General features: G+C 67.0%; 11 protein-coding genes. 8 read left to right on the forward strand and 3 right to left on the reverse strand.

Annotated elements, in window-relative coordinates; all coding sequences use genetic code 11:
* Positions 1 to 79: 79 nt before the first annotated feature.
* Positions 80 to 619, reverse strand: a complete 540-nt coding sequence (locus C9412_RS19480; RefSeq protein WP_107233107.1) for a Smr/MutS family protein — start codon at positions 617 to 619, stop codon at positions 80 to 82.
* Positions 620 to 827: 208 nt separating this feature from the next.
* Between C9412_RS19480 and surE the strand changes: the two genes are divergently transcribed.
* The 5 genes from surE to C9412_RS19505 all read left to right on the forward strand — a co-directional run bounded on the left by surE (position 828) and on the right by C9412_RS19505 (position 4514).
* A complete protein-coding gene (gene surE / locus C9412_RS19485; RefSeq protein ID WP_107233108.1) occupies positions 828 to 1607 on the forward strand; it encodes a 5'/3'-nucleotidase SurE in 780 nt (259 codons plus the stop codon).
* Positions 1604 to 2281, forward strand: coding sequence for a protein-L-isoaspartate(D-aspartate) O-methyltransferase (locus tag C9412_RS19490; RefSeq protein ID WP_107233109.1), 678 nt, complete (start codon positions 1604 to 1606; stop codon positions 2279 to 2281). The genes surE and C9412_RS19490 overlap by 4 nt, the downstream gene beginning before the upstream one ends.
* An 18-nt stretch (positions 2282 to 2299) precedes the next feature.
* Positions 2300 to 2914: a YqaA family protein gene (locus tag C9412_RS19495; RefSeq protein ID WP_004152860.1), complete on the forward strand. Its 615-nt coding sequence runs from the start codon at positions 2300 to 2302 to the stop codon at positions 2912 to 2914.
* On the forward strand, positions 2911 to 3693 hold the full coding sequence (locus C9412_RS19500) for a peptidoglycan DD-metalloendopeptidase family protein (RefSeq protein ID WP_107233110.1): 783 nt from the start codon (positions 2911 to 2913) through the stop codon (positions 3691 to 3693). The genes C9412_RS19495 and C9412_RS19500 overlap by 4 nt, the downstream gene beginning before the upstream one ends.
* A gap of 332 nt (positions 3694 to 4025) precedes the next feature.
* Positions 4026 to 4514 carry a hypothetical protein gene (locus C9412_RS19505; RefSeq protein WP_107233111.1) on the forward strand — a complete coding sequence of 163 codons (489 nt, stop codon included), beginning with the start codon at positions 4026 to 4028 and terminating at the stop codon, positions 4512 to 4514.
* Between the two features lie 27 nt (positions 4515 to 4541).
* Here the strand turns inward: C9412_RS19505 and C9412_RS19510 are convergent, their stop codons facing one another.
* Together C9412_RS19510 and yhbY are read right to left on the reverse strand one after the other, a co-directional pair.
* Positions 4542 to 4916, reverse strand: coding sequence for an Mth938-like domain-containing protein (locus C9412_RS19510; protein ID WP_107233112.1), 375 nt, complete (start codon positions 4914 to 4916; stop codon positions 4542 to 4544).
* 13 nt (positions 4917 to 4929) lie between these two features.
* A complete protein-coding gene (gene yhbY, locus C9412_RS19515) occupies positions 4930 to 5235 on the reverse strand; it encodes a ribosome assembly RNA-binding protein YhbY (RefSeq protein ID WP_107233113.1) in 306 nt (101 codons plus the stop codon).
* Between the two features lie 65 nt (positions 5236 to 5300).
* On the opposite strand from yhbY, the gene rlmE reads away from it, so the two are divergent.
* The 3 genes from rlmE (at position 5301) to C9412_RS19530 (ending at position 8225) form a co-directional block, all read left to right on the forward strand.
* A complete protein-coding gene (rlmE, locus tag C9412_RS19520) occupies positions 5301 to 5933 on the forward strand; it encodes a 23S rRNA (uridine(2552)-2'-O)-methyltransferase RlmE (protein ID WP_005409014.1) in 633 nt (210 codons plus the stop codon).
* Positions 5934 to 6002: 69 nt separating this feature from the next.
* Entirely contained in the window at positions 6003 to 7937 is a 1935-nt protein-coding gene (ftsH, locus tag C9412_RS19525; protein ID WP_162292081.1) for an ATP-dependent zinc metalloprotease FtsH, read from the forward strand.
* A 102-nt stretch (positions 7938 to 8039) separates the two neighbouring features.
* A complete protein-coding gene (locus tag C9412_RS19530) occupies positions 8040 to 8225 on the forward strand; it encodes a hypothetical protein (RefSeq protein WP_107233114.1) in 186 nt (61 codons plus the stop codon).
* Positions 8226 to 8507 lie beyond the last annotated feature (282 nt).

The raw sequence follows: 8507 nt of genomic DNA on the forward strand, positions 1-8507 counted from the left end.
GCCATGCGTGGATGAGTCAGTAGATCCACGCCATGCGTGGATGAGTCAGTAGATCCACGCCATGCGTGGATGGTTTGCCTCAACGTCGCGCCAGCAGCACCAGCACCGCGCCGGTGCCGCCTTGCCCGGTCGGCGCCGAATGGAACGCCAGCACGTCGTTGCGCAGCCGCAGCAGGCGGTCGACCAGGTTCTTCAGCACCGGCGCACCGCCATCGGACTGCAAACCCTTGCCGTGGATGATGCGCACGCAGCCGTACTCGTGTGCATGCGCGTCCTGCAGGAACTGCCGCAACAGAACTTCCGCCTGCACGGCGGTGGCGCCATGCAGGTCCAGTTCGTCCTGTACCGAGTACTGGCCACGTTTGAGGCGCTGGAACAGGCGTGGCGGCAGGTTGTCGCGGCGATAGCTGGCCACGTCGCCCGCCTCCAGCGGCGAACTGTCACGCAGCAGCCGCGCGAACTCGCCGGCCGCTTCGGCCTCATCGCGCTCGGCCATGCGCGCGCGCGGCTTCGGCCGGGGCGCCGCCGGTGCCGGCTCGGCATCCTTGCGCAGCGGCGTCACTGCGCCGATGGCCGCACGGAACAGGGCGGCCGGGTCTTCGTCTTCAGGGGGCGACATGCGCACAGGGTAAACCGCCGGCGCGGGTCTGCCTATGACGGTTCGATGTCGGTCGTGACCGCCGGCAGGGTAGGACCGGCGGCTCGCATGCGGCACAATAGACGATGCCCTTGCAGGGTCGACGGCTTCCGCAGGAAGCACGACGGTCCCGCCCACACTGCACGGTGATGGAATCGAATTCTTGGAAAATCAAGCGGTTAAATCGAAGATGCGAATCCTGGTCAGTAATGACGATGGTGTCGACGCCGCAGGCATCCGGATGCTTGCCTCGGTGCTGCGCGAGACCGGCCATGAAGTGACGGTGGTCGCACCCGACCGCGATCGCTCCGGCGCCAGTAATTCACTGACCCTGGACCTGCCGATCCGCCTCAAGCGCATCGACCACTACACCGTCTCGGTGGCCGGCACGCCGACCGACTGCGTGCACCTGGCGCTGACCGGCCTGCTTGAATTCGAGCCTGACATTGTCGTGTCCGGCATCAACAACGCCGCCAACCTTGGCGATGACGTGATCTATTCCGGCACCGTTTCGGCGGCGATGGAAGGCCGCTTCCTCGGCCTGCCGGCGGTGGCGGTCTCGCTGGTCAGCCGCAATCACGACCCGAAGCACTTCGAGACCGCCGCGCGTGCTGCGGTGGAGATCGTCGCCCGGCTCAAGGCCGACCCGTTGCCCGCTGACACCATCCTCAACGTCAACGTGCCGGACCTGCCGTGGAGCGAGGTCAAGGGCTTCGAAGTCACTCGCCTGGGCAACCGCCATCGCGCCGAAGGCTGCATCGCGCAGAAGGATCCGCGTGGCAATGAGGTCTACTGGATCGGCCCGGCCGGCCGTGAGCAGGACTCCGGCCCCGGTACCGACTTCCACGCCGTGCGCACCGGGCACATCTCGATCACGCCGATCCAGGTCGACCTGACCCGCTACCAGGCACTGGAGAAGGTGGCCAGCTGGGTCGGCGGCCTCAGCGCCGCGCTGGACCCGCAGGCATGAGCCCGCGCCTGCGCCTGCAGCCGGAAGCTGTCGGTATCGGCATGACCTCGCAGCGCGTGCGTGACCGTCTGGTCGATCGCCTGCGCGAGGCCGGCATCGTCGACGAAGCCACCTTGAATGCGATCCGGGTGGTGCCGCGACATCTGTTCATCGACGAGGCACTGGCGTCCCGGGCCTATGAGGACACCGCGCTGCCGATCGGTCACGGCCAGACCATTTCGCAGCCCTGGGTGGTGGCGAGGATGACCGAGGCCGTGCTGCAGGTAGCGCCGAAGCGCGTGCTGGAAGTCGGCACCGGCTCCGGCTACCAGGCGGCCATCCTTGGCGCGCTGGGGCTGGAGGTCTATACGGTCGAGCGCATCGGCGACCTGCTGCGGCAGGCGCGCAAGCGCTTCCGCGCGCTGGGCATGAACATCCGTACCAAGCATGACGATGGCCGCGTTGGCTGGGCCGAGCACGGTCCGTTCGATGCCATCGTGGTCACCGCGGCCGCACCGGCGCTGGTGGATGCACTGGTGGAGCAGCTGGCCGAAGGCGGGCGTCTGGTGGCCCCGGTCGGCGGCCCGGGCGGGCAGTCGCTGGTGCAGCTGGACCGCCGCGCTGACGACAGCATCGAACAACGCGTGCTGGCGCCGGTCACCTTCGTGCCGCTGCTGTCTGGCATGCTGGACTAATCCACGGAGCGGGGTTGCATGAAGATTTTCGGGCCGCTGTACGAGCGGGCGATGAAGTGGGCGGCGCACGAACGCGCGCCGACCTACCTGACGGTATTGAGCTTTTTCGAGGCGATCATCTTTCCGGTGATGCCGGAAGTGATGCTGGCGCCGATGTGCGTGGCCCAGCCCAAACGTGGCTGGTGGTTCGCCACCCTCAGCCTGGCCGGGTCGATGGTCGGCGCGGTGGTCGGCTATGCGCTGGGCCACTTCGCCTTCGAGGCGATCAAGCCGCTGTTCGAGGCGCTGGGCATGCTGCCGGCGATCGAGCAGGGCATCACCACCGTGCAGGCGAAGATGGCCGAGTCGCCGTGGGCGGTGTTCACCTTCCTGGTGCTGGGCGGCTTCATGCCCATCCCGATGAAGGTCTTCACGTGGGCATCGGGTATCGTCGGCGTACCGATGCCGCAGTACCTGTTGAGCATGCTGATCGGTCGCGGCAAGCGCGTGTTCGTGCTGGCCGCGGTCATCCGTATCGGCGGTGCGCGTGCCGAAGCGGCGCTGCGCCGCTGGATTGAACCACTGGGCTGGATCGCCACCGCGTTGGTGGTGGTGCTGATTGCCTGGCTTGTATGGAGGTCGAAGTTCGCATGAGTCCTGATCGTCTGAGCAAGGGAGTGCGCATCGGCGCGCTGGCTGTGCTGGTTTCCACCCTGGCTGCCTGCGGCACCGCCACCGTGGTCCGACCGGGTGGCGGCAGCAGCAGTGGTGGCGTGACCACGCCGAAGACCTCGGTGCCCAAGCCGGGGCAGACCGTGGTCGTGCGCAAAGGCGACACCATCTATGCACTGGCCCGTATCCACGACATCACGCCGGCCGACCTGATTGCCTGGAACAGCCTGGACAATCCCTCGACCATCCATCCGGGGCAAGTGATCCGCCTGTACCCGCCGGGTGCCAGCGGCGGCCGCGCGCCGACCACCGTGGTGACCGCGCCGCGTCCGGGCGGCAGTGCCGGCAGCACTGCGCCGGTCACGGCACCGGCGGGGCCGGTGAAGAGCAATATCGCCTGGCGCTGGCCGGCCGATGGCGCGATCGTTGGCCGCTATGTCGCCGGTGATGCGACCAAGCAGGGTGTGGACATTGCCGGCACCAGCGGCCAGGCGGTGAAGGCCACCGCCAACGGCGTGGTGGTGTATTCCGGCGCCGGACTGGTCGGTTACGGCGAGCTGATCATCATCAAACACAGCGACCAGTGGCTGTCGGCCTATGGCCACAACCGCAAGCGCCTGGTGAACGAAGGCCAGAGCGTGAAGGCTGGCGAGCAGATTGCCGAGATGGGCCGTACCGGTGCGAACCGCGACATGGTCCACTTCGAGATCCGTTACAACGGCAAGCCGGTCGACCCGCAGCAATATCTGCCGGCGCGCTGACGCAGGCAGATACGGGTAGCGCTGGGCTTGCCTATGTAGAGCCGAGCCATGCTCGGCTGCTCTTCGCCGCGATGCGGCGCTACAGATGCCGCGATTGCCTGGGTCTGTAGAGCCGAGCCATGCTCGGCTGCTCTTCGCCGCGATGCGGCGCCGCCCGAGCATGGGCTCGGGCGCTACAGGCCACGCGTGATCCAGGGGTGGCCGGGGCATGCCCGGCGTTCGCCCAGGCTGAACGGCAATGGCCGTTTACGACCCTGATTGCCGCGTCCCAATCTTCCCGGTCAACCGCGAACGCGGCATCCTGCTGCAGACCCCATCTCCTGTGGTGCCGCATGATCCGCCGCCTTCCCGTTCTGGCGTTGCTTGCCGTCCCGGCGCTGGCAACCGCCGCCAGCAATCCCCATGACGTCGCCAGCCGCTTCTACGCGGCCCTGCAGAACAGCGGGCCGGATCAAGCGCTGATCGGGCCGCTGCTGGGCGATGCCCTGCGCGCCGCCATCGATGCGCAGCGCGGCTATGAGCAGGCCTGTACCGCGCTGGCTGCGCCCGACGAAAAGCCGCACATGCTGGACCAGAGCCCCTATCTCATGGCGCCGGATCGGCCGGAAACGGTAAAGGTAGGGCTGCCCGGCGCGGGCGGCGAAGCCACCTGGATGCCCGTCGAGATGGCGATAGGCGATTATCGCTGGACCGACCGGGTCCTGCTGCAGAGGCAGGGCCAGGACTGGAAGGTCATGGATATCCGCTGGGGCCAGGGCGGCAGCCTGATCGGGCGGCTGAAGGACTTCTCGGCCTTTCGTTGTACCGCCACGCACGGGTAGCGCCGGGCCATGCCCGGCGGCGCCACCTCAGCCTTCCAGAATGAAGGCGGCCGCGACCTTGCGGCCTTCGCCGGCGAGAATGTTGAACGTGCGCGCGGCGGCGGGGTTGTTCATCACTTCCAGACCGATGCCGCGGGACAGGCAGGCCGCCATCACTGCAGCCGGCGGAAACACCTGACGATCACCGGTGCCGAGCACGATCAACGCCGGGTTCAGCGCCAGGATCGGCTCCAGGTCGGCCAGCTGCAGCTCGGCCGAACGCACTACCGGCCACTGCTCGACCAGCTGGTCAGGGGTCAGGAAGAAACTGCTGTCCAGCACCTGCTCGTTGACCCGCGCCGAGCGGCCGTCGGCGGCGCGCAGGCTGTAGGCGTAATCAGGCGGTTCGTGGTTCAGCTGCATGGCGGTAGGGCGATCAGCCGCGCGGCAGCACGATCTGGCGCTGTTCCTTGCTCGGGCGGTACAGCACGGCGACGTGGCCGATGCGCTGCACCAGCGCGCTCTCGGTGGCGTCGACGATCTCGCCGATCATCACATCACGCGCTTCGCGGTCCTCGGCAGCGACCTTCACCTTGACCAGTTCGTGGCGCTCCAGCACTTCGTTCAGCTCAGCGAGGAAGGCCGGGGTCACGCCCTTGCCGCCGGTCTGCAGCAGGGCCTTCAGGTCGTGGGCTTGGCCGCGCAGGAAACGGGTCTGGGAGGCGGTCAGGGCGATGGACATGCAGGAAAAGACGGTTGAATGGGGCGATCAGGGTATCATGAGGACCCCATCCGCCCCTATTTTCAATGGCTACCCGCAGCAAAAGCAGCCAGCGCTGGCTCAAGGAACACTTCTCCGACCCCTTCGTGAAGAAGGCGCAGGCCGAAGGCATGCGCTCGCGCGCCGCCTACAAGCTCGAAGAGCTGCTCGAACGTGACCGGTTGCTGAAGCCGCACATGGTGGTGGTCGACCTCGGCGCGGCCCCGGGCGGATGGTCTCAGCAGGTGCGGAGACAGATCGGTGATACCGGCCGCGTGCTGGCCCTGGACATCCTGGACATGCCGCCGCTGGCCGGCGTGGAGTTCCTTCACGGTGACTTCAGGGAAGAAGCCGTCCTATCGCAGTTTGAAGCCATGCTCGGGGATCAGCCGGTAGACCTTGTACTGTCGGACATGGCCCCCAATAAGAGTGGTGTGGGCGCGGTCGACCAGCCGCGGATGATGCACCTGGCGGAGCTGGCCCTGGATTTTGCCGACAACCACCTCAAGACCGGTGGGGCATTCCTGATCAAGCTGTTCCAGGGCGAAGGCTTTGACGACTACGTGCGCGACATGCGCCGCCGGTACGACAAGGTTTCCATCCGCAAGCCGGAAGCGTCGCGCAAGCGCTCTCCCGAGGTGTATGCCTTGGGTCAGGGAAAACGCGCCCACATGAAGTAAGCTCGCAACGTACGCAAGTTCGACCCCAACGCAACGCCAGCACTAAGAGGAACACCGGAGCCAATGAGGATGAACGACTTGACCAAGAACCTCCTGCTATGGGTGGTCGTCGCCGTCGTGCTGATGGTGGTCTTCCAGAGCTTCTCGCCCAAGACCTCCGGGGCCGGGGCGCAGGGCGCGTCGTATTCGCAGTTCCTGGACCAGGTGGACAGCGGCAACGTGCAGAAGGTCGCCTTCGGCGGCGACATGCGCGGCGGCACCAGCCAGCTGACCTACACCACCCGCGGTGGGCAGTCGTCCACCATCACCGCACCGTTCGATCGTGACCTGATCAACGTGCTGCGCACCAAGAATGTGGAAATCGTGCAGGAGGAGCCGTCCAGCGGCATTTCCCTCGGCGCGATCCTGATGAATTTCCTGCCGGTCATCCTGATCATCGGCTTCTGGCTGTTCATCATGCGCCAGATGCAGGGCGGTGGCGGCGGTGCCAAGGGCGCGATGTCCTTCGGCAAGTCGCGCGCCAAGCTGCAGGGCGAAGACCAGATCAAGGTCACCTTTGCCGACGTCGCCGGTTGCGACGAGGCCAAGGAAGAAGTGGGCGAACTGGTCGACTTCCTGCGTGACCCGTCCAAGTTCACCAAGCTGGGCGGCAAGATTCCGCGCGGCGTGCTGATGGTGGGCCCGCCGGGTACCGGCAAGACGCTGCTGGCCAAGGCCATCGCCGGCGAAGCCAAGGTGCCGTTCTTCTCGATCTCCGGTTCGGACTTCGTGGAAATGTTCGTCGGCGTCGGCGCCAGCCGCGTGCGCGACATGTTCGAGCAGGCCAAGAAGCACGCCCCGTGCATCATCTTCATCGACGAGATCGATGCCGTCGGTCGCCATCGTGGTGCCGGCCTGGGCGGTGGTCATGACGAGCGCGAGCAGACCCTGAACCAGCTGCTGGTCGAGATGGACGGTTTCGAGGGTGGCGAAGGCGTGATCGTGATCGCCGCGACCAACCGTCCGGACGTGCTGGACCCGGCGCTGCTGCGTCCGGGCCGCTTCGACCGCCAGGTCGTGGTCGGCCTGCCGGACGTGAAGGGCCGCGAGCACATCCTGAAGGTGCACATGCGCAAGCTGCCGCTGGCCGACGACGTCGAGCCGATGGTGATCGCGCGCGGTACCCCGGGCTTCTCCGGTGCCGACCTGGCCAACCTCTGCAACGAGGCGGCCCTGTTCGCCGCGCGTGGCAACGAGAAGGAAGTCCGCATGGACCACTTCGACCGTGCCCGCGACAAGATCCTGATGGGTGCCGAGCGCCGCTCGATGGCCATGAGCGAGGACGAGAAGACCCTGACCGCGTACCACGAAGCCGGCCACGCCATCGTCGGCCGCCTGGTGCCCGAGCACGACCCGGTCTACAAGGTCACCATCATTCCGCGCGGCCGTGCGCTGGGTGTGACCATGTACCTGCCGGAAGGCGACAAGTACTCGATGAACCGCGTGGCGATCCAGTCGCAGCTGTGCTCGCTGTACGGCGGCCGCGTCGCTGAAGAGCTGATCTTCGGTGAGGACAAGGTCACCACCGGTGCCTCCAACGACATCGAGCGCGCCACCAAGATGGCCCGCAACATGGTCACCAAGTGGGGCCTGTCCGAGCAGCTCGGCCCGATCGCCTATGGCGAAGAGGACGACGAGGTGTTCCTGGGCCGCTCGGTCACCCAGCACAAGAGCGTGTCCAACGACACCGCGCGCCGCATCGACGAGGAAGTGCGCAACATCCTCGACAAGGCCTACGCCCGCACCACGCAGCTGCTGACCGACAACATCGACAAGCTGCACGCGATGTCGCAGCTGCTGCTGCAGTACGAGACCATCGACGCGCCGCAGATCGACGCCATCATGGAAGGCCGCGATCCGCCGCCGCCGGCCGGCTGGAACAAGTCGAACAAGGACGGTGGCAACGACAAGGGCGGCGACGCTCGTCCGCTGCCGCCCATCGCAGGCCCGGCCGAGTCGCACTGACGGCCCGCTGCAGGTGACACCAGACGAGGCCGGGGCAACCCGGCTTCGTCGTTTCCGGGCCACCGGCCCCTCCCGATGTACCGATCTGACGCTGGAGTCTGCATGTCCGCCCCGAAGCCCGAACCGATTTCCCACAACGTCGAGATGATCATCGCCACGGTGGTCGGCGTGGGCGTAGGCCTGGGCGCCGACAACCTGCTGCTGGGCTGTGTGGTGGGCATCGCGGTCGGCATCGTGCTGAGCATCGCCAAGACCCTGTACGTGGATCGCAAGCGCCGCCGCCGCTGAGCGGGGCAGCAGGGCTGCGCCCTGCACCCGCGGTAGTGCCGGCCGCTGGCCGGCAACCTCAACAGCAACAGCGACAGCGGCATTCCGTGGTTTGGTGGGGCGGTGTCGGATGGCGGGGACGCCGTGAACCCGTCCTTGGGGGCTTGGCAGCCGCTTGCTCGTGTGCGCTGTCCTGCGCACACGGCAAGACCGGGGTTGGGCGTCCTGCCCAACCCGCCCGAGGCACGCCTCGGGCCCATGCGGCTGACACCCCGCCATCCGACACCGCCCCACCTCTGGCAG

It is taken from the genome of Stenotrophomonas sp. Nf1, from assembly GCF_003028475.1.
Lineage (GTDB): Bacteria > Pseudomonadota > Gammaproteobacteria > Xanthomonadales > Xanthomonadaceae > Stenotrophomonas.

What these genes read in the sequence shown, in the direction of transcription:
- C9412_RS19480 (WP_107233107.1), bottom strand. Translation starts at nt 619, where the DNA reads ATGTCGCCCCCTGAAGACGAAGACCCGGCCGCCCTGTTCCGTGCGGCC.
- C9412_RS19510 (WP_107233112.1), bottom strand. Translation starts at nt 4,916, where the DNA reads ATGCAGCTGAACCACGAACCGCCTGATTACGCCTACAGCCTGCGCGCC.
- surE (WP_107233108.1), top strand. Translation starts at nt 828, where the DNA reads ATGCGAATCCTGGTCAGTAATGACGATGGTGTCGACGCCGCAGGCATC.
- C9412_RS19530 (WP_107233114.1), top strand. Translation starts at nt 8,040, where the DNA reads ATGTCCGCCCCGAAGCCCGAACCGATTTCCCACAACGTCGAGATGATC.
- yhbY (WP_107233113.1), bottom strand. Translation starts at nt 5,235, where the DNA reads ATGTCCATCGCCCTGACCGCCTCCCAGACCCGTTTCCTGCGCGGCCAA.
- C9412_RS19500 (WP_107233110.1), top strand. Translation starts at nt 2,911, where the DNA reads ATGAGTCCTGATCGTCTGAGCAAGGGAGTGCGCATCGGCGCGCTGGCT.
- C9412_RS19505 (WP_107233111.1), top strand. Translation starts at nt 4,026, where the DNA reads ATGATCCGCCGCCTTCCCGTTCTGGCGTTGCTTGCCGTCCCGGCGCTG.
- C9412_RS19495 (WP_004152860.1), top strand. Translation starts at nt 2,300, where the DNA reads ATGAAGATTTTCGGGCCGCTGTACGAGCGGGCGATGAAGTGGGCGGCG.
- rlmE (WP_005409014.1), top strand. Translation starts at nt 5,301, where the DNA reads ATGGCTACCCGCAGCAAAAGCAGCCAGCGCTGGCTCAAGGAACACTTC.
- ftsH (WP_162292081.1), top strand. Translation starts at nt 6,003, where the DNA reads ATGAACGACTTGACCAAGAACCTCCTGCTATGGGTGGTCGTCGCCGTC.
- C9412_RS19490 (WP_107233109.1), top strand. Translation starts at nt 1,604, where the DNA reads ATGAGCCCGCGCCTGCGCCTGCAGCCGGAAGCTGTCGGTATCGGCATG.